This window comes from Methyloparacoccus murrellii, from assembly GCF_054657115.1.
Genome location: NZ_BAAHXD010000005.1, coordinates 55,404 through 74,055 on the forward strand (window position 1 = coordinate 55,404; position 18,652 = coordinate 74,055).

The 18,652-nt window shown below is 67.0% G+C and carries 23 protein-coding genes; 4 read left to right on the forward strand and 19 right to left on the reverse strand.

Translation table 11 applies throughout. The features are described 5' to 3' along the window. Positions 1–162: 162 nt before the first annotated feature. Positions 163–348, reverse strand: a complete 186-nt coding sequence (locus ACYQ1H_RS02340) for a hypothetical protein (protein WP_460026446.1) — start codon at positions 346–348, stop codon at positions 163–165. Positions 349–494: 146 nt separating this feature from the next. Between ACYQ1H_RS02340 and ACYQ1H_RS02345 the strand changes: the two genes are divergently transcribed. After that, positions 495–1,145 carry an RluA family pseudouridine synthase gene (locus tag ACYQ1H_RS02345; protein ID WP_460026447.1) on the forward strand — a complete coding sequence of 217 codons (651 nt, stop codon included), beginning with the start codon at positions 495–497 and terminating at the stop codon, positions 1,143–1,145. Positions 1,146–1,203: 58 nt separating this feature from the next. Here ACYQ1H_RS02345 and ACYQ1H_RS02350 read toward each other — a convergent pair whose 3' ends face one another. Together ACYQ1H_RS02350 and ACYQ1H_RS02355 are read right to left on the reverse strand one after the other, a co-directional pair. Next, complete coding sequence (locus ACYQ1H_RS02350; RefSeq protein WP_460026448.1) at positions 1,204–1,728, reverse strand: hypothetical protein; 525 nt, start codon at positions 1,726–1,728, stop codon at positions 1,204–1,206. 111 nt (positions 1,729–1,839) lie between these two features. Beyond that, entirely contained in the window at positions 1,840–2,409 is a 570-nt protein-coding gene (locus ACYQ1H_RS02355) for a YbhB/YbcL family Raf kinase inhibitor-like protein (RefSeq protein WP_460026449.1), read from the reverse strand. Between the two features lie 277 nt (positions 2,410–2,686). On the opposite strand from ACYQ1H_RS02355, the gene ACYQ1H_RS02360 reads away from it, so the two are divergent. Next, complete coding sequence (locus ACYQ1H_RS02360) at positions 2,687–3,106, forward strand: CBS domain-containing protein (RefSeq protein WP_460026450.1); 420 nt, start codon at positions 2,687–2,689, stop codon at positions 3,104–3,106. Between the two features lie 458 nt (positions 3,107–3,564). Here the strand turns inward: ACYQ1H_RS02360 and ACYQ1H_RS02365 are convergent, their stop codons facing one another. Genes ACYQ1H_RS02365 through iscR form a run of 3 tightly spaced genes read right to left on the reverse strand, consistent with a single transcriptional unit; the run spans position 3,565 to position 5,554 of the window. Beyond that, positions 3,565–3,888 carry a HesB/IscA family protein gene (locus tag ACYQ1H_RS02365; protein WP_460026451.1) on the reverse strand — a complete coding sequence of 108 codons (324 nt, stop codon included), beginning with the start codon at positions 3,886–3,888 and terminating at the stop codon, positions 3,565–3,567. A 51-nt stretch (positions 3,889–3,939) separates the two neighbouring features. Next, on the reverse strand, positions 3,940–5,058 hold the full coding sequence (locus ACYQ1H_RS02370; RefSeq protein ID WP_460026452.1) for a cysteine desulfurase family protein: 1,119 nt from the start codon (positions 5,056–5,058) through the stop codon (positions 3,940–3,942). Between the two features lie 10 nt (positions 5,059–5,068). After that, entirely contained in the window at positions 5,069–5,554 is a 486-nt protein-coding gene (iscR, locus tag ACYQ1H_RS02375; RefSeq protein ID WP_460026453.1) for a Fe-S cluster assembly transcriptional regulator IscR, read from the reverse strand. A gap of 108 nt (positions 5,555–5,662) precedes the next feature. Here iscR and ACYQ1H_RS02380 point away from each other — a divergent pair, with 108 nt between their 5' ends. Beyond that, positions 5,663–9,310, forward strand: coding sequence for a hydantoinase B/oxoprolinase family protein (locus ACYQ1H_RS02380; protein ID WP_460026454.1), 3,648 nt, complete (start codon positions 5,663–5,665; stop codon positions 9,308–9,310). A gap of 20 nt (positions 9,311–9,330) precedes the next feature. On the opposite strand, the gene ACYQ1H_RS02385 is transcribed toward ACYQ1H_RS02380, so the two are convergent. The 5 genes from ACYQ1H_RS02385 to ACYQ1H_RS02405 form a co-directional block, all read right to left on the reverse strand. Next, positions 9,331–9,684, reverse strand: a complete 354-nt coding sequence (locus ACYQ1H_RS02385; protein ID WP_460026455.1) for a hypothetical protein — start codon at positions 9,682–9,684, stop codon at positions 9,331–9,333. Positions 9,685–9,904: 220 nt separating this feature from the next. Then, positions 9,905–10,285, reverse strand: a complete 381-nt coding sequence (locus ACYQ1H_RS02390) for a hypothetical protein (protein ID WP_460026456.1) — start codon at positions 10,283–10,285, stop codon at positions 9,905–9,907. A 22-nt stretch (positions 10,286–10,307) separates the two neighbouring features. Beyond that, the gene (locus tag ACYQ1H_RS02395) at positions 10,308–10,484 is read right to left on the reverse strand and encodes a hypothetical protein (RefSeq protein WP_460026457.1); all 177 of its coding nucleotides are present in this window, start codon (positions 10,482–10,484) and stop codon (positions 10,308–10,310) included. Between the two features lie 269 nt (positions 10,485–10,753). Further along, positions 10,754–11,362, reverse strand: a complete 609-nt coding sequence (locus ACYQ1H_RS02400; RefSeq protein ID WP_460026458.1) for a hypothetical protein — start codon at positions 11,360–11,362, stop codon at positions 10,754–10,756. Beyond that, positions 11,359–11,520: a hypothetical protein gene (locus ACYQ1H_RS02405; RefSeq protein WP_460026459.1), complete on the reverse strand. Its 162-nt coding sequence runs from the start codon at positions 11,518–11,520 to the stop codon at positions 11,359–11,361. The genes ACYQ1H_RS02400 and ACYQ1H_RS02405 overlap by 4 nt, the downstream gene beginning before the upstream one ends. A 75-nt stretch (positions 11,521–11,595) precedes the next feature. Between ACYQ1H_RS02405 and ACYQ1H_RS02410 the strand changes: the two genes are divergently transcribed. Then, complete coding sequence (locus ACYQ1H_RS02410; protein ID WP_460026460.1) at positions 11,596–12,195, forward strand: LOG family protein; 600 nt, start codon at positions 11,596–11,598, stop codon at positions 12,193–12,195. Positions 12,196–12,204: 9 nt separating this feature from the next. Here the strand turns inward: ACYQ1H_RS02410 and gmk are convergent, their stop codons facing one another. From gmk to gshB, 8 genes are read right to left on the reverse strand one after another with little or no spacing between them, the layout of a single operon-like run. Next, positions 12,205–12,831, reverse strand: coding sequence for a guanylate kinase (gene gmk, locus ACYQ1H_RS02415; RefSeq protein ID WP_460026492.1), 627 nt, complete (start codon positions 12,829–12,831; stop codon positions 12,205–12,207). Beyond that, positions 12,828–14,126, reverse strand: a complete 1,299-nt coding sequence (locus tag ACYQ1H_RS02420; RefSeq protein ID WP_460026461.1) for a dihydroorotase — start codon at positions 14,124–14,126, stop codon at positions 12,828–12,830. Before ACYQ1H_RS02420 ends, gmk begins: the two co-directional genes overlap by 4 nt. After that, positions 14,123–15,097 carry an aspartate carbamoyltransferase catalytic subunit gene (locus ACYQ1H_RS02425; RefSeq protein ID WP_460026462.1) on the reverse strand — a complete coding sequence of 325 codons (975 nt, stop codon included), beginning with the start codon at positions 15,095–15,097 and terminating at the stop codon, positions 14,123–14,125. Before ACYQ1H_RS02425 ends, ACYQ1H_RS02420 begins: the two co-directional genes overlap by 4 nt. A gap of 3 nt (positions 15,098–15,100) precedes the next feature. Continuing rightward, entirely contained in the window at positions 15,101–15,604 is a 504-nt protein-coding gene (gene pyrR, locus ACYQ1H_RS02430; RefSeq protein ID WP_460026463.1) for a bifunctional pyr operon transcriptional regulator/uracil phosphoribosyltransferase PyrR, read from the reverse strand. Further along, positions 15,597–16,085 (reverse strand): Holliday junction resolvase RuvX, encoded by a 489-nt coding sequence (gene ruvX / locus ACYQ1H_RS02435; RefSeq protein WP_460026464.1) that lies wholly within the window; start codon positions 16,083–16,085, stop codon positions 15,597–15,599. The genes pyrR and ruvX overlap by 8 nt, the downstream gene beginning before the upstream one ends. Next, a complete protein-coding gene (locus ACYQ1H_RS02440; protein WP_460026465.1) occupies positions 16,078–16,644 on the reverse strand; it encodes a YqgE/AlgH family protein in 567 nt (188 codons plus the stop codon). Before ACYQ1H_RS02440 ends, ruvX begins: the two co-directional genes overlap by 8 nt. Positions 16,645–16,694: 50 nt before the next feature. Further along, positions 16,695–17,624, reverse strand: a complete 930-nt coding sequence (locus ACYQ1H_RS02445; RefSeq protein ID WP_460026466.1) for an energy transducer TonB — start codon at positions 17,622–17,624, stop codon at positions 16,695–16,697. A 7-nt stretch (positions 17,625–17,631) separates the two neighbouring features. Next, positions 17,632–18,588 carry a glutathione synthase gene (gene gshB / locus ACYQ1H_RS02450; RefSeq protein WP_460026467.1) on the reverse strand — a complete coding sequence of 319 codons (957 nt, stop codon included), beginning with the start codon at positions 18,586–18,588 and terminating at the stop codon, positions 17,632–17,634. Positions 18,589–18,652 lie beyond the last annotated feature (64 nt).

Sequence of the window (18,652 nt, forward strand, 5' to 3'; positions counted from 1 at the left end):
CTGATCACCGTCTTCTGGCGAGCTTGATGTAACGTGAAATCAATGATTTATATCGCTGTCGGATTTTTGGACGATTCAACGGGGTTCCCGCGAATGCTGCCAATCCACAGCATTGCCCACACCGTTATCCACAGATTTTGTGGACAATGCCGCCGCGGACGCTCAATTGTCCTTCTGGTAGCGGTAGTTGACGATCGCCTTGCAGAGCGCGCGGGGCAGCTCGGTGCCCGACTCCGTTTCGCAGCCCGAGGCATAGATGTGTACGCTGTCCTGCCAGCGGTCGGCCAGCAGATAGATGCCGACGGCCAGCAGGATGATGATCAGCAGTGAGGACAGGATATGGTTCATCGAGATTCTCCGGGCGGAGCATCAGGGTGGATGTTGTTGCGGTCGAGCGCTATGACCTGCCGGGCGTCGAATGAATCCGCGAGTGCCGGAGCTTTTGCCCGGACGGTAAGCCGTCAGGGGGTGTTGCCGCGCGATGCCGTCGCGCCATGAGCGTGGTGCCGGCAGTCACCGCCATGCTGCCCGGCATGCCGCCCTGCGTGCGCTACGTCGGGGGCGGCCTGATCGTTGCCGACAAGCCTTCGGGATTGCTCTGCCAGCCCGGGCGTGGCCCCGATCTGGCCGATTCCCTGCTGACCCGCCTGCGCCGGTATTGGCCGACGCTACAGTTGGTGCACCGGCTTGATCGCGATACGTCGGGTCTGTTGCTGCTGGCCCATGATCCCGTACTCCATCGGGCCTTGAGCCGCCTGTTCGCCGAGCGCCGGATCGACAAGGTCTATTGTGCCGATGTCGTCGGTGTTCCCGGACGATCGCAGGGCGCGATCAGGCTGCCACTGGTCAAGTGCGGCGACCGGCCGCCCCGCTACCGGGCCGATCCTTGCGGCAGGCCTTGCCATACCGAATGGCGGCGCCTGGACAGTCACGATGGTTGGTGTCGGCTCGAGCTCAGGCCGCGGACCGGGAGATCGCATCAGCTGCGGGTGCATCTCGCGGCCCTGGGCCACCCGATCCTGGGTGATCCCATCTACGGCGATCCGCACTCGGCCGGGCGCCTGCGCCTGCATGCCTGTGCGCTCGGTTTTGCCCACCCGGCCAGCGGCGAGCCGCTGGTCTTCCGCTCGCCCTGCCCGTTCTGAGGCAGGTTCTTCCGGTTGCCCGTTTCCCTGGAAAGCGACGAGCGCTGTGGTGAGCTCATCACGGGCGCAGATGGAAGACATGCTTCCAGGCGCCGTCCGCGAAATGGAAGGTTCTGGCCCAGCCATGCGCACCGGCAAAGCGGCCCGCTCCGCCCAGGATGGGACGGATGGCGCTGCTGTCCGCGCCGATGGTGGCGCTGTCGGCGGGGTAGCGGCTCTGGCCGCCAACGACGATCTGGTCCTGTTCGCGTCCGATCTGGAACACCAGGTTCGCCTGGCGGATTTCATCGCCCGGCCTGGGTGTATCCATGGCCGTGGTGGTCAGCGTGCCGTGCATTTCGCCGATCTTCGCGCCCCTCCGGTCGGTCAGCTGGGCCTTGGCGACCCGCAGATCGCCCAGTGCGGCGGGGCCGGCGCGATTCACCGGTACGTAGGTCATGGCTACGCCCTGGTGGAATACCGTAACGCTGCGCTCTCTCTGCGCATGCGCCGGGTTGGCGCCCGCGAGCAGCAGGCTCGCGCCGGCCAGCAGGCTGGCCAGGACGGGTGACCGGCGCTGGCCGGCGGTGTTGTTTCTGTTCATGGGGGCTCTCTCGCGGGTCTGGAACGGGACGATGGCGGATGCTCGGGGCGTCCTGCGCGGCGACAACAGGCCGATTCCATTGCTATCACCATGGGCGGTTGGAAGACGGGTTCAGCGGCTTTTCCGGTAGGTTCCGACCAGGGTGGCTACCCCGAGAACATGCCCTGCCATCGCCTTTGCGAGCGCCGCCTTGCTGGGATGGTGCAGGTCGGGCAAGACCGTATCCAAGGCATAGAGCGTGTGGAAATAGCGGTGCCGGCCGATGGGCGGGCAGGGACCGCCGTAGCCGGTACGCTGCCAGTCGTTCAGCCCTTCGCGTGCCCCCGCCGGCAGGGTGGCTGCGGTGAGGGCTTCCGCCAGCCCTCCGGTCGAGACCGGCAAGTTGTAGAGCACCCAGTGCACCCAGGTCATCCGGGGGGCGGCCGGGTCCGGGGCATCCGGATCCTCGACGATCAGCGCCAGACTTTGCGTGCCGCCGGGGATACCCTGCCACTGCAAGGGTGGCGAGAGATCGCGCCCCTCGCAGGTATGGAGGACGGGGATGTCGCCCTGGTCGAGGAAGGCGGTGGAGGTCAATTGCAGGGTGTTGGCTCCGAAGCTCGGTGTTGCCAGGAGGAACCCGGTCAGGAGAGCGGCCTGTCCGGCGGCCCGAAGACCGGGATGCGTGCGCGGATCGATCATGACGGGGCTCCCTGTGGTTCGTGGTCGGGATTCGATGCTGTGTCTGGAGAGGAATTTACTGCATTTCCGGCTGGCGATGACGGCCCCGCCGCCGTCTCGGCATGGCATTCGGCTCAGTGCCCGGGACGCCTCGCCCGGGCATTTTTTCCCTCACCGCCTTTTGTGCCCTCGCTCGTGATGGGCTAAAGAATGACTGAGGCGCAAGCGGGCAGAGCGGGACGGATGTCTTTGCCGCCGGGGCGCCGATTTCATCCCATCCACCCATAGACGAGTCTCCATGAAGAAAAACGAACCGATCGCCAAGATCATGTCCTCCGATGTCGTTGCCATTCAGGCAGGCCAGAAGCTCAGTGAAGTCCGCCACCTCATGGCGGAGGGGAACATTCATCATGTTCCGGTATTGGAGGGCAGAAAACTGGTGGGTCTGGTGAGCTTCACCGACATGATGAAGCTGAACTTCGTGATCAGCGGTGCCGACGAGCGGACCATCGATGCGATCATCGACCAACAGTTCGACATCCGGGCGATCATGTCCACGCGGCTGGTGACCCTGCCCGTCACCGCGAGCGTGCGGGAGGCGTCGGAATTGCTGGCCAAGGGCGAATTCCACTCGTTGCCGGTGGTCGATGCAGACGACCAGCTGGCCGGCATCGTGACGTCGACCGACCTGATCCGCTACCTGAACGATCAGTATTGAAGGTGATTCTGCGAGGGCTGGCCGATACCGGCTCGTTCATCCGCGTTGATGGGCGCGTATCGGCCGCCCGCTCCCCCGGCGCGTGAGCCGGGGTGATCGCGGCGGACAACACAAGAGCCCCGCCCTGATGGAGGGGCCTCATGTCCTACGTCAACATGCGTGCCGTCAGGCGAGGCCCTGGCCTGTTTTGGATTGCTGGCTGGAGAGGGCAGTCAAGTCCCCGGGCAGGAATGTATTGAATCAATACTTGTTGACAGTCTTGGCCCGGGGGGCTACCTTTACGCCACTAGCTCGCACACCCCGTGCTCATGTGTCCCCCGTACATCAGCCCGGCAGTCACTCCACCACTACCGTGCGAGCTAGTCCCTGCCAGAATCCTGCCGTTCCGGCCAGGCGACGTTTTCGCCCGTTTCCGCCGGGTTTTGCCCGAATCCCGCCCTTGTCCCTCTCGGCGGCCACTATACCGCGAAGCTTTCCCCACAACCGCACTCCGCCTTGACGTTGGGGTTGTCGAATCTGAAGGCCTCACTGATGCCCTCGCGGCGGAAATCGACCGTCATGCCATCGAGGTAGGGCAGGGTATCCCGGTGAACCACGACCTTGACGCCATGCTGCTCGAAGATTTCATCCTCGTCCCCGGCGGCGTCGGCATAGTCGACGACATAGGCAAACCCCGTGCAACCGGACTTCTTGACGCCGAGGCGCAGGCCCAGCCCGGTGCCGCGTTTCTGCAGCTGCTTGGCAACCTGCCGGGCCGCGCTTTCGGTAAGCGTAATGGACATGATGATCTCCTTGATGTGTGAGGAATCGTCGGGTCGGGTACCGCGGACGATTCACTGAGTGGGTAAAAGGTCGCGAAGGGCGTCCAGCAACCGGTCCACGTCCTCCGCGCGATTGCCGTGCCCCAGGCTGATGCGGACGGCGCCCAGGGCGGTTTCGGCATCCACCCCCATGGCGGTCAGCACCGGGCTGGGTTCGTTGCCGCCGCTGGCGCAGGCGGAACCGCTGGAAACCGCGAAGCCGCGCCGGTCCAGATGCATGACCAGGGATTCGCCCTGATAGCCCGCCAGGCTGAACTGCACGGTGTTGGGCAACCGTGGCGCTTGTGCCGCGAAAATGGTCAGCCCCGGCAGGGATTTCAAGCCCTGCTCCAGGTGCTTGCGCAGCCGGCGGGTTTGCTGGCCACGCTCGTCCAGTTCCAGCCGTGCCAGTTCCGCCGCCTTGCCGAAACCCACGATTCCCGCCACATTCTCGGTGCCGCCGCGCAGGCCCCGTTCCTGTCCGCCGCCATGCAGCAGCGGCTCGAGCGGGACGCCGCGTTCGACAACCAGTGCGCCCACGCCTTTGGGGCCATACAGCTTGTGCGAGGACAACGTCAGGGTATGGGCGCCGGTGGCGGCGAAATCCAGCGGAATCTTGCCGGCCGCCTGTACCGCATCGACATGCAGGCAGGCGCCGCCAGACCGCAGGATCGCGGCGAGGGGGGCGGTATCCAGGATCACGCCGGTCTCGTTGTTGGCCAGCATGAGCGTGCCGAAAATCGGTGGTTTTTCCCGGAGAATCGAGTAGCTGCCCGCCTCCGGCAGACCGTCCCGCGTCACCGCCAGGGTGCGCACGGTCCAGCCATGTCCGGCCAGGTGCGCGAGCGGTTCCGTCACGGCGGGGTGTTCGGTCGCGCCCGCGATCACCGTGCCCCGCCCCAGCGTGGCGGCCAGGCCCTTGATGGCCAGGTTGTTGGCCTCGGTACCGCCGCTGGTGAAGATGACCTGCTCCGCGCTGGCGCCGACCAGCGCGGCGACCTGGTCGCGCGCGGTATCGATCGCCCCGCGGCTCAGCCGGCCCAGGCGATAGAGCCCCGAGGGATTGCCATAGCAGCCGCGCAGGTAGGGCAGCATGGCTTGCAGGACGCGCTCGTCGAGCGGGGTGGTGGCATTGTGGTCGAGGTAGACCATGCGTCGGGCATCAGCTGCGGATGCCCCGCTGCAACGGCAGTTCGACCCGCTGGCCCGAGACCTGCTGATCCTGCCGCTCGGCCACCTGGCGAACGCTCTTGCGCATCAGTACGTCGTGCAGGCTGATCGAGTCGAGATACTGGCGAATCTGGTCGCTCAGCCCCATCCACAGGTCATGGGTCAGGCAGGGCTGGGAGCTCTGGCAATTGGCCTTGCCGCCGCAGCGTGTGGAGTCGATGGTTTCATCCACGGCGGAAATGATCTCGGCGATGCTGATCTGTTCCGCCCGGCGGCTCAGCTGATAGCCACCGCCCGGACCACGGACGCCCTCGACCATGCCGTAGCGGCGCAGACGGGAAAACAGCTGCTCCAGGTAGGAGAGAGAGATTTCCTGACGCTTGGCGATGTCGGTCAGGGTCACGGGTTTTTTTTCGCTATGATAGGCCAAGTCCAGCATGGCGGTGACGGCATAGCGGCCTTTGGTCGTTAAGCGCACGGACGTTCTCCTCTGAGGGGTGAGCCACTCGCTCGGAGCGTCACATATCCTAGCAAAATAGTCAATTATTGTGCCGTTCATGGTTCCCGCCCTCCCCTGCCGCCCCGCATGAGTCCGGGTGATGCGTGCTGGCAGTTCTGGATCGATCGCGGCGGCACCTTCACGGACATCGTCGCCCGTCGGCCCGATGGCCGCCTGCTGACCCACAAGCTCCTGTCCGAAAACCCGGAGCGTTACCGGGACGCGGCGCTGCAGGGCATCGCTGATATCCTGGACGTCCATGCCCGGGATTCCGCGGCGGTCATCCAGGCGGTGCGCATGGGCACGACCGTCGGCACCAACGCCCTGCTCGAACGCCAGGGTGCGGCCACGGTGCTGGCCATCAACGATGGCTTCGGCGATGCCCTGGCGATCGGTTACCAGAGCCGGCCGGACATCTTCGCGCTGCGCATCCAGCGGCCGGCGCCACTCTACGGACACGTGCTCGAGATCCGCGGCCGGCTGGATGCCGCCGGCCGCGAGGCCGAGCCCCTGGATCTGGCGCTCGCCGAGGCGGGTCTCAGGGCGGCATTTGCGCAAGGCTACCGCTCGCTCGCCATCGTGCTGCTGCATGCCTGGCGCAATCCCGCGCACGAACTTGCCCTGGAGGACCTGGCCCGCCGTCTCGGCTACGATCAGGTCTCGGTCTCGCACCGTTGCAGCCCTGCCATCCGCCTCGTCGGCCGGGGCGACACGACGGTGGTGGACGCCTATCTTTCCCCCATTCTCAGGCGCTATGTGGCGCAGGTGGCCAATGGCCTGGCCGGTCTGCGGCAGGCGACGATCCGTGGCAAGCCTGCTCGCCTGCGCTTCATGCAATCCAACGGTGGGCTGGCCGAGGCCGGGCATTTCCAGGGCAAGGACAGCATCCTTTCGGGGCCGGCCGGCGGCATCATCGGCGCGGTGGTAACCGCCCGCCGGGCCGGCTTCGACAGGATCGTCACCTTCGACATGGGCGGTACCTCCACCGATGTCGCGCACTGGGCGGGTGAGCTGGAGCGCGCCGAGGAAACCCGGGTGGCGGGCATCCGCCTGCGCGTGCCGATGCTGAACATCCATACGGTGGCCGCTGGCGGGGGCTCCGTGCTCCACTACGATGGCCTGCGCTTTCGCGCGGGGCCCGACTCGGCCGGCGCCAGTCCCGGGCCCGCCTGTTACCGTCGTGGCGGGCCGCTGACGGTGACCGATGCCAACGTCATGCTCGGCAAGCTGAGGCCGGAATTCTTCCCGCGGCTTTTTGGTCCCGATGGCCGGCAGCCGCTTGATGTCGAGAGCGTTCGGGCAGGGTTTGAGACGCTGGCGGCTGCCGTCAGCCGGGATACCGGCCGCGTGGTCCTGCCCGAGGCCGTCGCCGAGGGATTCCTGGCCGTGGCGGTGGAACACATGGCCGCGGCGATCAAGCGGATATCGGTCCAGCGCGGCCATGATCTCGGCCGCGATTACACCCTGTGCGGTTTTGGCGCCGCGGCCGGGCAGCATGCCTGCCGGGTCGCCGAACGGCTGGGACTGCGGCGCATTCTGCTGCATCCACTGGCCGGGGTGCTGTCCGCCTATGGCATGGGACTGGCCGATCATCGGGTGCTGCGCGAGCGGGCCATCGTTCGGACGCTCGAACCGCAGCTGGAACCCCGCCTGGCCGCCGAGCTGGCGACGCTCGAGGCGGCATGCCTCGATGAGTTGGCCAGCCAGGGTCTGGCGGACGCCGGACTGGCCTGCCTGAAACAGGCCAGCCTGCGCTACGCGGGCTCCGACACGGCGCTTGAGGTGCCCTTCGCGCCAGCCATCGCCATGCGCGAGGCGTTCGAGGCCCGTCACCAGCAGCGATTCGGCTTCATCGCTCCCGACAAGCCGCTGGTCGTCGACCGCCTGGGGGTGGAAGTGGTGGCGAGCGAGCCGGTCACGGCGGCATTCGAGATGCCGGCAACGGATCGCGGAGCAGGGGGGCTCGTGGCGCAGGTGCGGCTGTTCAGCGGCGATCGCTTCCACGAGGCGCCGGTCTACCAGCGGTCGGGCCTCGCGGTCGGCCAGCGACTGGAGGGGCCGGCGATCGTGCTGGAGCCGACTGCCACCACCATCGTGGAGCCCGGCTGGGTGGGCGAGATCACGCCGCTGGGCGATCTGGTGCTGACGTCCCGGTATCCGGGCAACGTCGCCGCCTATGGCGACACGACGCCGGATCCGGCCCGGCTGGAAATCTTCAATCGCCTGTTCATGTCGCTGGCCGAGGAAATGGGCTACGCCCTGCAGAATACGGCCCACTCAGTGAACATCAAGGAGCGGCTGGACTTTTCCTGTGCGATCTTCAACGAACGCGGCGAGCTGATCGCCAACGCGCCGCACATCCCCGTGCATCTGGGCTCGATGGGCGCCAGCGTCGAGGCGCTGATCCACAGCCGGCGCGAGAGCCTCCGGCCCGGCGATGCCTGGCTGGTCAACTCGCCCTATCATGGCGGAACGCATCTCCCCGACATCACGGTCATTACGCCCGTGTTCGACGAAAGCAGCGAGCGGATACTGTTCTACCTCGCCGCCCGTGGCCATCATGCGGATGTTGGCGGCATCACGCCCGGTTCCATGCCACCCGGCAGCTGTCGGATCGGGGACGAGGGCGTGCTCAGCGAGGGTCTCCGCATCGTCGCCGATGGCCGCTTCCTGGAGCCGGAGGTGCGTGCCTGGCTGGCGGGTGGTCCCTGTCCCGCCCGCAACCCCGAGCAGAATCTCGCCGACCTGCGCGCCCAGGTGGCAGCCAATACCCGCGGTGCCAACGGACTGCGGCGGCTGGTGGCGGCGTATTCGCTGGCGACAGTGCGTGCCTACATGAATCACGTCCTCGACCATGCCGAGGAGTCCGTCCGGCGCGCTATCACCCGACTGCGCGATGGACGCTGCGAGGTGAGGACGGATGCCGGCGCCGCGATCCGCGTGGAAATCCGTATCGATCCGCGCAACCGCTCGGCCCTGATCGATTTCACCGGTACGTTGCCGCAGCAGGCCGACAATGTCAATGCGCCGGCGGCAGTGACCCGGGCGGCGGTCCTGTATGTGTTCCGTACCCTGGTCGCGGACGACATTCCGCTGAATGCCGGTTGCCTGCGGCCCCTGACCATTCGCTTGCCCGACGGCTCGATGCTGAATCCCCGCCCGCCGGCGGCGGTGGTCGCGGGCAATGTCGAAACCTCGCAACAGGTCGTCGATGCCTTGTACGGCGCCCTGGGCGTGATGGCGGCGGCGCAGGGGACGATGAACAACCTGACCTTCGGCAATGCCGACTACCAGTATTACGAGACGATCGGCGGCGGCTCCGGCGCGGGTGCCGATTTCGACGGTGCCGATGCGGTGCAGACGCACATGACCAATTCGCGCATCACCGATCCGGAGATCCTGGAGTGGCGATTCCCGGTCCGGGTGGTGCGTTTCGCCATCCGGCGCGGCAGCGGCGGGCCAGGCCGGCACCGGGGCGGCGACGGCATCGTCCGCGAGTTTCTGTTTCTGGCGCCGATGACCGCTGGCATTCTGTCCAGTCGTCGGCAGACGGCGCCGTTCGGACTGGAGGGTGGCCTGCCGGGGCAGCCGGGCGTCAACGTTATGATCCGGGTGGATCAGACGCGGCAAATCCTGGGCCCGCGGGCGGAAGTATCCGTGGCGGTCGGGGACCGCCTGTCGATCGAAACGCCCGGTGGCGGGGGATTTGGCTCGCCACCCGCCACGGGCACTTGAGGCGATGGCCGTTTCAGGCCTCAGGGCTTGTCCCTGGCATTGGCCAACTGGCGATGGTAATTCGCCATCTTGCGGCTTTCGGCGGCGGCCAGCTCAAAGTCGTGGATCATGCCCTGCGAGCGGGCCTTGATATCGAGGATTTGCTTGCCGTACTTGTGCGGTGCCGCGATGTACTTATCGAGCATCGCCTTTTCCTCGGCGGCATCGGCATCCATGGTCTGGGCAATTTCCTCGTAGTGGTCGGCGAGCCGATTGTGCGCCTCCCGCGTCTCGGCGGTCTGCACTTCCATGGCCCAGTCGTGCGGTTTGTAGGGCTTGTTGCTGCAAGCCGCAAGGCCCGCCGCAACCACTGCCAGCATCAACGCTTTCCACATGGTTCGGTCTCCTTTGGTCGCGGGAACGTCGGATGTTCCCCTGGTCGATATCGGCCACCTCTCGGCGGCCTCCCGTGCCCCGATTGCGGGGCCCAGGTTCATCGTAGCAAAGAAAACCGCAAGGAATCGGGACCGCGATCGCGTCCCCGTACCGTGACGAAGCGGACCTGCCTGGAAATGGGCACCACGTGCTCAGGCAGGCCCATCTCGCGGCCCGGGATCAGCCTTCCCCGGGGAACATCCCGACCGAGCCGGGTTTCAGGCGCTTGCAGGTGACCCGCACGTCTTCCAGATGGCACTGATACTTGCCGGACTTGCCGTCGCATTCGTTGCAGATCAGCTTGCCGTTGTCCTTCACCTCGGATACGTGCCAGCCGTAGCCCTGGGTTTCGCAGAACACCTTGACGTACTTGTCGACGTTGTAGCTATCGGTGGCCTTGGTCTTGGCGTCACTCTCGGCCGCGCACTTCTGGGGGGCCAGGGTGTTGCCGAGCAGGTCGCGGAACATGTATTCGGCGGCACCAGCCTGTCCGGCCACGAGCAGCAGGCCGCTCAACAGGGCCGCAGAGCCGGTTTTTGCAAGGATGTGTCTCAGTTTCATGAACATTCTCCGTGGATACTGTTTACTGCACGACACGAATGTTCATGCGGGCCATCTCCTCGTTCTGCTGCTGGATGATGGGGTCGTATTTCTCGTTCTCGCTCAGCTTCACCATCAGGATCACGCCGACCAGGGCGATGGTCGCGCCGGCGACATAGAGCCAGAAACGATCGGGGGCGGTTTCTTCAGCTGGGGTCATGTTCTCCTCCTTCGGTCCAAATTATTGTCTGTTGGCGGAACCATCATCCATGATGCCGAGGTTTTTCATCAAAACGTTCCGCGTCGATACTGTAGGCGCGAGGGTAATTTCCTGTCAATACCAGATCGTCGGCAGGCAGAAATACCCAAGCTGCCGTCCGGGGACGCAGGAGGTGGCGGCGTGACGAACGCCATGCGCGGGTTTCGGGAAGCGTGTTGCGGAAGCTGCTGCGGGGCATGGCGAGCGTCTCGCCGGACCCGCCTGGAGGCTCAATCCCGGCAGCTGCGACAGGCGGCCTCCTGGAACCCCCGATCCGCCACCAGCGACATCACGGCCCGGTCCAGTGCATGGTTGACGGTCTCCTGATAGTTCACCGCTGCGCCGGAATCGCCGTAATTGCTGGATTGGCCCGTTACCGACTGGTGCCAGCAGACCTGGCCTCGGGCATTGACCAGCGCGGCGTCCAGCGTTACCCGGGCATCGTAGCCGGAGTTCACGTAGACGTTCTCGTGCACGGCCATCTCGTCCAGCCGGAGCTGCAGGCGTGGCCCCTTCGCGTCATGCGTATCGAGCGTCGCGCGGCGCAGCATTTCGGCAGACCCGGCGCGAACCCAGGCCGCCAGGTTGCCCGTCATGCTGATGTTCTGGGCGGGTACGGCCCGGGATTGCAGGGACCGCTGTCCCACCACGGCATTCGGCAGCCCGTTTTCCACATCCAACCCGGCCACCGTGGCGCAGTTCTTCGGCTTCACCACATCGGCGTTGTCGAGTTGCGGCTGGTACTGTGAGGCGAACGTGGTGGGCGAGAGGGTTTTCTGGGTGCAGGCGGCCAGCAGGCTGGCCAGGCAAATCACGGTATGTGCAGGTATGCGTCTCATCGGTCGATCTCGGCAGTGAAAGTGAATGCTTGGGCGTGAAGCTTCGCGACCTGGCGGCTTGCCAGGTCGCCGCCAGCGAGCATAGCGAAGCCCATTTCCACCGACAAACGCGGCGGAACCGGCGCGGGATGGCCGGCCTGCCGGGCCGGTGTGCGCATGGTATGCTGGCGAGCATGATTCCAGCACCGGCCACGGTTCTACCCGGCACATGCGTTACCCCCGCGTACCCTGATTTGCGGCGTATCTGCGTCTTCTGCGGTTCCAGCCCGGGCCACCGGGGCGGCTACCGCGAGGCGGCCGTGGCGCTCGGCCGGCAGCTGGGGCAACGGGGCATCGGGCTGGTCTATGGAGGCGGCAACATCGGGTTGATGGGGGCGGTCGCCGATGCCGCCCTGGCGGCGGGCGTCGAGGTGATCGGCGTGATACCGCGCTCGCTGGTCGGGCGCGAGGTCGCGGGAGCGGCCGTCGAACACACAGGTGTGACGCGGCTGGAGGTCGTCGAGTCCATGCACGCGCGCAAGGCACGCATGGCCGAGCTGGCGGACGGCTTCATCGCCCTGCCTGGCGGCTTCGGCACCTTCGAGGAGTTGTTCGAGATACTGACCTGGGCGCAGCTCGGCTTTCATCGCAAGCCCGTCGGCCTGCTCGATGTGGACGGCTACTTCGAACCGCTGCGCGGGCTCTGCGACCGGGCCCTGAGCGAGGGTTTCCTGCGCCCCGATGCCCGGGCGCTGCTGCTGTCGGAAACGACGCCCGACGCACTGCTGGCCGCCCTGGCGCGGCACGAACCGCAGCGCTTCCGGGCCTGGATCAGCCGCGAGGAAGAGCTCTAGCGGCCGGCTTCAGCCGAGCAGCCCGCGGATCAGCGCGGACTGCGTCGCCGCCTGACGGGATGTCTCCAGCCGGCGGGTGGTCAAGATGGCGCCCAGCTCGGCCAGCGCCACGGCGAACACATCGTTGATCACCACGTAGTCGTATTCGGCGTAGTGCGACATCTCCGAGATCGCGTCGGCCATGCGCCGGGCGATGGTCTCGGCGTCGTCCTGTCCGCGGCTGCTCAGGCGCGATGCCAGCGCTTCCCGCGACGGCGGCAGCACGAAGATGGAACGGCAGCCCGGCATCAGCGTGCGGATCTGCCGGGCGCCCTGCCAGTCGATTTCCAGGATGACATCCTTTCTTCCCGCCAGCGCGGCTTCGACCGTGCTGCGCGCCGTGCCGTAGAAGTTGTCGAACACCCGCGCATGCTCCAGAAACTCGCCGGCCTCGATCATGCGCGCGAACTCGTCCTGGCTGACGAAGAAATAATCGCGGCCATGCTCCTCGCCGGGGCGCTGGGCGCGCGTGGTATGCGAGACCGAGACGGCAAGCCCCGAATGCGCCTGGCGCAGGGCCCTGACCAGACTGGTCTTGCCGGCCCCGGAGGGCGCGGAAACGATGAACAGCGTGCCGGCGCCCGCCGGCTGTGTCATGGCGTGCACGGAATTCCTCCATCGAAAACCAGCCGGCCGCCCAGCAGGGTCTGGGTTACCCGGCCCTGCAGTGGCTGGCCCCAGAAAGGCGTGTTGCGGCCAGCGCTCAGCCAGGTTGTCTCGTCCGGCGTCCAGCGGGCCCGTGGATCGAAGATGCAGACATCCGCCGGTGAGCCGGGCTGAAGCCTGCCGCCCGGCAGCCCCATGATGCGCGCCGGCCCCACGGTCAGCGCGGCCACGATCCGGGAAAGGCTCAGGCCGCCGCTTTCGGCCAGCTTCAGGCTCAGTGGCAGCAGGGTTTGCAGGCCCGAGAGACCGGGCTCGGTGGCCGGGAAGGCGTCCAGCTTGGCATCGGCTTCATGGGGCTGGTGATCGGAACAGATGGCTGCGATCACGCCGTCGCGCAGACCTTCCCGCAGCGCTTCGCGATCGGCCCGCGCGCGCAGTGGCGGGCGCAGATGGCACTGGGCGTCGAAGCCCTCCACCGACGTGTCGGTGAGGTGCAGCTGATGCGCGGCGACATCGGCGGTCACCGGGAAGCCCTTCTCCTGGGCGCGGCCGATCGACCGCATGGCCCGGGCGCTGCTGAGCTGGGCGAAATGCACCCGTGCCCCGGTATGTTCGATCAGCGCCAGCACCTGGGCCACGGCGACGGTCTCGGCGGCATAGGGTATGCCGCGCAGCCCCAGCCGGGTGCTCACCGGCCCTTCGTGCACGCAGCCGTCATCGGCCAGCTCCGGATCCTCCGGCCGCACGATGACCAGCAGATCGTGGCTGGCGGCATATTCCAGCGCCCGCCGCAGGACCCGCGTGGTGGCCACCGGCGCGTGGGCATTGCTGACGGCCCGGCAGCCGGCTTGCCGCAGGGCGCTCATTTCGCTGAGATCCTGGCCCCGCAAGCCCTGCGTCAGCGCGCCAACGGGCTCGATGCGCAGGCATCCGGAGGCCGCCGCCCGGTCCCGCAGTAACTGCACCACCGCCGGTGTGTCGATGGTCGGCAGCGTGTCCGGTGGCATGCAGACGGTCGTGATGCCGCCAGCCGCCGCCGCCCGGCTCTCGCTGTCAATGGTGGCCTTGTGTTCATGTCCCGGCTCGCGCAGGCGGGCGCTGAGGTCGATGAAGCCAGGGCAGACGATCCGGTCGCGGGCGTCGAGGATGCGGTCCGCGCGGAAGCCATCGGGGGTTGCGCCCAGCGCCAGGATCTGTCCGTCGGCGACAAACACGTCCAGCGCCGCGTCGAGATCCCGGGCCGGGTCGATCACCCGGCCGCCACGGATGTGGATGCGCTCGCTCATGCCGGCCGCTCCCCGCTGTCGTGCTGCATGGCCATGGACATCACCGCCATGCGGATGGCGATGCCGTGGGTGACCTGTTGCAGGATGACCGACTGGCTGCCGTCGGCCACCCTGGATTCCATCTCCACCCCGCGGTTGATGGGGCCGGGATGCATGACCATGGCATCCGGCTTCGCCAGCGTCAGGCGTGCCGCGGTCAGGCCGAAGCGGGCGTAATACTCGTGGGCGCTGGGGATGAAGCCGCCGCTCATGCGCTCCCGCTGGAGCCGCAGCATGATGATGACGTCGGCCTCCCGCAGGCCGGTGTCGAGATCATGGTGAATCCGGACCCCCAAGGTCTCGATGTCGGACGGGATCAGCGTGCGTGGCCCGACGACGCGGATCTCGCGGACGCCCAGCGTGCGCAGGGCGTGGATTTCCGAGCGCGCCACGCGCGAGTGCAGCACGTCGCCGACGATGGCGACGGTCAGCTTGCCGAAGTCCGGCTTGTGCTTGCGGATGGTGAAGACGTCCAGCATGGCCTGGGTCGGATGGGCGTGGCGGCCATCGCCGGCATTGATGACGCTGATGTGCGGCGCCACGTGGCGGGCGATGAAATGGGCGGCGCCGCTGTGCGCATGCCGGACCACGAACATGTCGACGTGCATGGCCTCGATGTTGCGGATGGTGTCGAGCAGGCTTTCACCTTTGGTGGTCGCCGAAGTGGCGATGTTGACCGTAAGCACGTCGGCGGACAGCCGCTTGGCCGCCAGTTCGAAGGTCGTGCGGGTCCGGGTGCTGGTCTCGAAGAACAGGTTGACGATGGTCTTGCCGCGCAGCAGCGGCACTTTCTTGACCGTCTGCTCGGTGACGCTGGCGAAGGATTCAGCGGTGTCCATGATGGATTCCAGCAGCGCCCGGTTCAGCCCCTCGATGGTGAGAAAGTGCCGCAGGCGGCCGTGCTCGTCCAGTTGCAGGTCACGTTTCGTCATCGTCTAGTCCGCTTGCAGCGTGAATGCCAGCGGGTCGGGGCCGGTCAGCTTGATGCGCTGTCCCGGCGGCAGCGTCAGGGTGCCGCCGGCGCAGTCCGGGCGAATGGGAATCTGCCGCCCGTCGCGTTCCAGGAGCACGCCCAGCACCACTTGGGCCGGCCGGCCGTAGTCGAAGATCTCGTTGAGCGCGGCCCGCACCGTGCGGCCGGTATAGAACACGTCGTCGATCAGCAAAATGTCGCGGCCCTCGACCCGGAACGGCAACTGACTGGCGCGCACCTGCGGGTGCATGCCGATCTGCGAAAAATCGTCGCGGTAGAAGGTGATGTCCAGCCGGCCCAGGGGCTCGCGCAGCCCCAGCCGGGCATGCAGGTGCTCGGCGATCCAGATGCCGCCGCTGTGGATGCCGATCATCGCCGGATCGGTCAGGTCGCGGCGGTCGATTTCCAGCCGCAGGCGCTGCGCCAGCGTGTCCAGCAGGCTCCCGGGACGGGGCAGCTCAGTCATGGCCGGGCTCCCGGCTGGCGGTGTGGTCCAGCCAGGTTTGCAGGATCAGCTGGGCGGCCAGTTCGTCCTTGATATCGGCGAAGCGGACCGACTTCTTGCTGCGTTGGCTGTAGAACAGGGTCTGCGACTCGCGGGTCGACAGCGCTTCGTCCATGACATGCACCGGCCGCTGGTGGCGCGCTTCCAGTTCGCGGCAAAACGCCAGGATCATGCCGATGACCGGATTCCGCTCGGTCGTCGGTTCGATCGGGTAGGGCACGCCGACCACGAACGCCGCCGGCTGCCAGGTCCTGACCAGCCGCGCGATATCCTGCCACAGGGCGTCGCGGTTCTGCGAGCGCAGGGTTTCGAGTCCGGTGGCGGTGCCGGTGATGCGCTGTCCCACGGCAACGCCGGTCTTTTTGGTGCCGACATCGAAGCCGAGGTAGGTCGCGGTCCGCGGCTGGGCGCTCGCGGCGGGGGCCGTCTGCGGTTCAGCCATGCCCTGCCTGCGTGGAGAGCAGCGCGATGTCGATGCCCATGAGCCCGGCGGCGGCCTGCCAGCGGCTGTCCGGCGGGTGGTTGAAGATGATGGACTGCTCGGCCTCGGCGCTGAGCCAGGCGTTCTGGACCATTTCCTGTTCCAGCTGGCCCTTGGCCCAGCCGGCATAGCCCAGGGCCAGCAGTATCTTGCGGGGCCCCTCGCCGCGGCTGATGGCCTCGAGAATGTCGCGCGAGGTGGTCAGCCAGAGGTCGCTGCTCATCTTCAGCGTCGAATTCCAGTCGCCTACCGGCTCGTGCAGGATGAAGCCACGCTCGGGCTGTACCGGTCCGCCATAGTAGACCGGCATGTCGATCAGCGCCGGATCGTCGAGCGTGATGTTCATCTGCGTCATGACGTCCTTCAGCTTCAGCTCCGAAGGCCGGTTGACGATGATGCCCAGCGCGCCCTCGTCGTTGTGCTGGCAGAGGTAGGTCACCGTGCGGGAAAAGAACGGATCCGTCATGCCCGGCATGGCGATGAGGAAATGATTGGTCAGGTTGGCGATGGCATCGATCATGCCCATAGTATCGGGGCAGGTCCCCCCCGGGTGCAACCGCACGCAACGGTTCAGCGGGCGCCCATTTCCAGGCGATAGTCGCTGTCGAACCGCCAGGTGCGGGTGATGACCAGCACGTCGACTTCCTCGCGGATGTCCTCCGGCAAGGGCGCGAACGGTGCCGCCAGCTCGACGATGTGGCGGGCCGCGAGATCCACCGCCGCCTGTCCGGATGACTGCTGGATCTGGGTCGAATAGACGCTGCCGTCGGGCTTGATGCCCACCGCCAGCACCAGGGTTCCGGCCAGCCGGTCGCGCCGGACGTCCTCGGGGTAGTTGAGATTGCCGATGCGCTCGACCTTCTCCTGCCAGGCCTGCTCGTAGGCCGCCACCGCCAGCCGGTTGTTCTTGACCGCCTGGGCATGGACGATCTTCCTGTCGCGCAGTTCGGCGCTGCGGCGCTGGTAGATGTCGGCGCCGACCTCGGCAATCTGCTGGCTCAGCAGGCCGGCGGAAAGCGCTGGTCTGGTCCGGGGGCTGGTTTCGGCCCTGGACGAAAGGCTGTCCGTCGCCTCTGCCGGGGCGGAGGGCGGCGTGGCATCGTGCCGGTCCCGCCGTCCGTGCGCCAGGTCGGGGGGGCGGTTCTGCCGCGGTCTCGCGGTTTCGCGTGGGGCCGGTGCCGTTTCCTGATGAGGCTGCCGGACTGGTGGCTCCGCCGCCCTTGCGGCGCTCGCGGGCGGGGCGTCGGGTTTGTCCTGCGTGCGGGCGCCGACCGGCTCGGCCACCGGCCGCCGCCCGTGCTCGCCGCTCTCGGCGGGCGCCAAGGATGGTGGCGGGCCGGCCGGCGCCGACTTCTCCAGTGTCATGGTGATCATCCGGCGCGCCGGCTGGCCGGGGTGGGGCGGTCCCGGCCGGATGCCGAAGATCAGCAGGGCGTGCAGGAGGGTCGCGCCCAGCAGCGCGATCCGGAACGGCAGCGGAAAGGCCCCCGGACGGGACATGCGGCGATCAGGCGCGATGTTCGATCGCGCGCTCGATGTGATCCATCAGCAGGGCGCTGATGTTGAGCCCGAACTGGCGGTCCAGTTCCTGTACGCAGGTGGGGCTGGTGACGTTGACCTCGGTCAGGTAGTCGCCGATGACGTCGAGCCCGACAAAGGCCAGGCCCCGCCGCCGGAGCTCGGGGCCGACCTGCGCGGCGATCCAGCGATCCCGTTCGGTCAGCGGCCTGCCCTCGGCGCGGCCGCCGGCGGCCAGGTTGCCGCGACTCTCGCCCTCGGCGGGAATCCGCGCCAGGGCGTAGGGCACCGCCTCGCCATTGACGACCAGGATGCGCTTGTCGCCGTTGGCGATGTCCGGCAGATAGCGTTGCGCCATCACGAAGCGGCGATTGTGCTGCGTCATGGTTTCCAGGATCACGCTCAGGTTCGGGTCGCGCTCGGCCACGCGGAAGATGGAGGCGCCGCCCATGCCATCCAGCGGCTTGAGCACGATCTCGCCCTGTTCGCGCAGGAACTCGCGGAGCCGGCCCGCTTCCCGTGCCACCAGGGTGGGCGCGCAGCAGTGCGGAAACCAGGCCGTGAACAGCTTTTCGTTGGCATCGCGCAGCGAACGCGGCTTGTTGATCACCAGGACACCATGGCTTTCCGCCGCTTCCAGCAGGTAGGTGGCGTAGATGTATTCCTGGTCGAAGGGCGGGTCCTTGCGCATGAGGATGACGTCCAGCGCGTCCAGCGGATGGTCCTCCTCGCTGTCGAAGCGGAACCAGTCCCGCTCGTCGCGCCGCACGTGCAGCCGGCGCATCCGGGCGCAGGTGCGGCCATCGCGGAGGTAGAGATCGTTCAGCTCCATGTAGTGGAGCTGATAGCCGCGGGACTGGGCTTCCAGCAACAGCGCGAAGCTGGTGTCCTTGTGGGTCTTGATGTGTTGGATGGGATCCATGACGATCCCGAGTTTGAGGCTCATGGGTCTGCCGGGTGGGGGTGGGGTGAGCGTGGCCAGCGGCGCGCCGCTTGACTTGGGCGCGAGG

Excerpts from the sequence above, each read along its gene's own strand:
- ACYQ1H_RS02440 (WP_460026465.1), bottom strand. The coding sequence starts at position 16,644 with ATGATCGATGCCATCGCCAACCTGACCAATCATTTCCTCATCGCCATG.
- ACYQ1H_RS02390 (WP_460026456.1), bottom strand. The coding sequence starts at position 10,285 with ATGAAACTGAGACACATCCTTGCAAAAACCGGCTCTGCGGCCCTGTTG.
- ACYQ1H_RS02340 (WP_460026446.1), bottom strand. The coding sequence starts at position 348 with ATGAACCATATCCTGTCCTCACTGCTGATCATCATCCTGCTGGCCGTC.
- ACYQ1H_RS02405 (WP_460026459.1), bottom strand. The coding sequence starts at position 11,520 with ATGCGCACACCGGCCCGGCAGGCCGGCCATCCCGCGCCGGTTCCGCCG.
- ACYQ1H_RS02365 (WP_460026451.1), bottom strand. The coding sequence starts at position 3,888 with ATGTCCATTACGCTTACCGAAAGCGCGGCCCGGCAGGTTGCCAAGCAG.
- ACYQ1H_RS02385 (WP_460026455.1), bottom strand. The coding sequence starts at position 9,684 with ATGTGGAAAGCGTTGATGCTGGCAGTGGTTGCGGCGGGCCTTGCGGCT.
- gshB (WP_460026467.1), bottom strand. The coding sequence starts at position 18,588 with ATGAGCCTCAAACTCGGGATCGTCATGGATCCCATCCAACACATCAAG.
- ACYQ1H_RS02355 (WP_460026449.1), bottom strand. The coding sequence starts at position 2,409 with ATGATCGATCCGCGCACGCATCCCGGTCTTCGGGCCGCCGGACAGGCC.
- ACYQ1H_RS02360 (WP_460026450.1), top strand. The coding sequence starts at position 2,687 with ATGAAGAAAAACGAACCGATCGCCAAGATCATGTCCTCCGATGTCGTT.
- ACYQ1H_RS02350 (WP_460026448.1), bottom strand. The coding sequence starts at position 1,728 with ATGAACAGAAACAACACCGCCGGCCAGCGCCGGTCACCCGTCCTGGCC.
- ACYQ1H_RS02400 (WP_460026458.1), bottom strand. The coding sequence starts at position 11,362 with ATGAGACGCATACCTGCACATACCGTGATTTGCCTGGCCAGCCTGCTG.
- ACYQ1H_RS02345 (WP_460026447.1), top strand. The coding sequence starts at position 495 with ATGAGCGTGGTGCCGGCAGTCACCGCCATGCTGCCCGGCATGCCGCCC.
- ACYQ1H_RS02395 (WP_460026457.1), bottom strand. The coding sequence starts at position 10,484 with ATGACCCCAGCTGAAGAAACCGCCCCCGATCGTTTCTGGCTCTATGTC.
- ACYQ1H_RS02370 (WP_460026452.1), bottom strand. The coding sequence starts at position 5,058 with ATGGTCTACCTCGACCACAATGCCACCACCCCGCTCGACGAGCGCGTC.
- pyrR (WP_460026463.1), bottom strand. The coding sequence starts at position 15,604 with ATGACTGAGCTGCCCCGTCCCGGGAGCCTGCTGGACACGCTGGCGCAG.
- ACYQ1H_RS02380 (WP_460026454.1), top strand. The coding sequence starts at position 5,663 with ATGAGTCCGGGTGATGCGTGCTGGCAGTTCTGGATCGATCGCGGCGGC.
- ACYQ1H_RS02445 (WP_460026466.1), bottom strand. The coding sequence starts at position 17,624 with ATGTCCCGTCCGGGGGCCTTTCCGCTGCCGTTCCGGATCGCGCTGCTG.
- ACYQ1H_RS02425 (WP_460026462.1), bottom strand. The coding sequence starts at position 15,097 with ATGACGAAACGTGACCTGCAACTGGACGAGCACGGCCGCCTGCGGCAC.
- ruvX (WP_460026464.1), bottom strand. The coding sequence starts at position 16,085 with ATGGCTGAACCGCAGACGGCCCCCGCCGCGAGCGCCCAGCCGCGGACC.
- ACYQ1H_RS02420 (WP_460026461.1), bottom strand. The coding sequence starts at position 14,126 with ATGAGCGAGCGCATCCACATCCGTGGCGGCCGGGTGATCGACCCGGCC.
- gmk (WP_460026492.1), bottom strand. The coding sequence starts at position 12,831 with ATGACACAGCCGGCGGGCGCCGGCACGCTGTTCATCGTTTCCGCGCCC.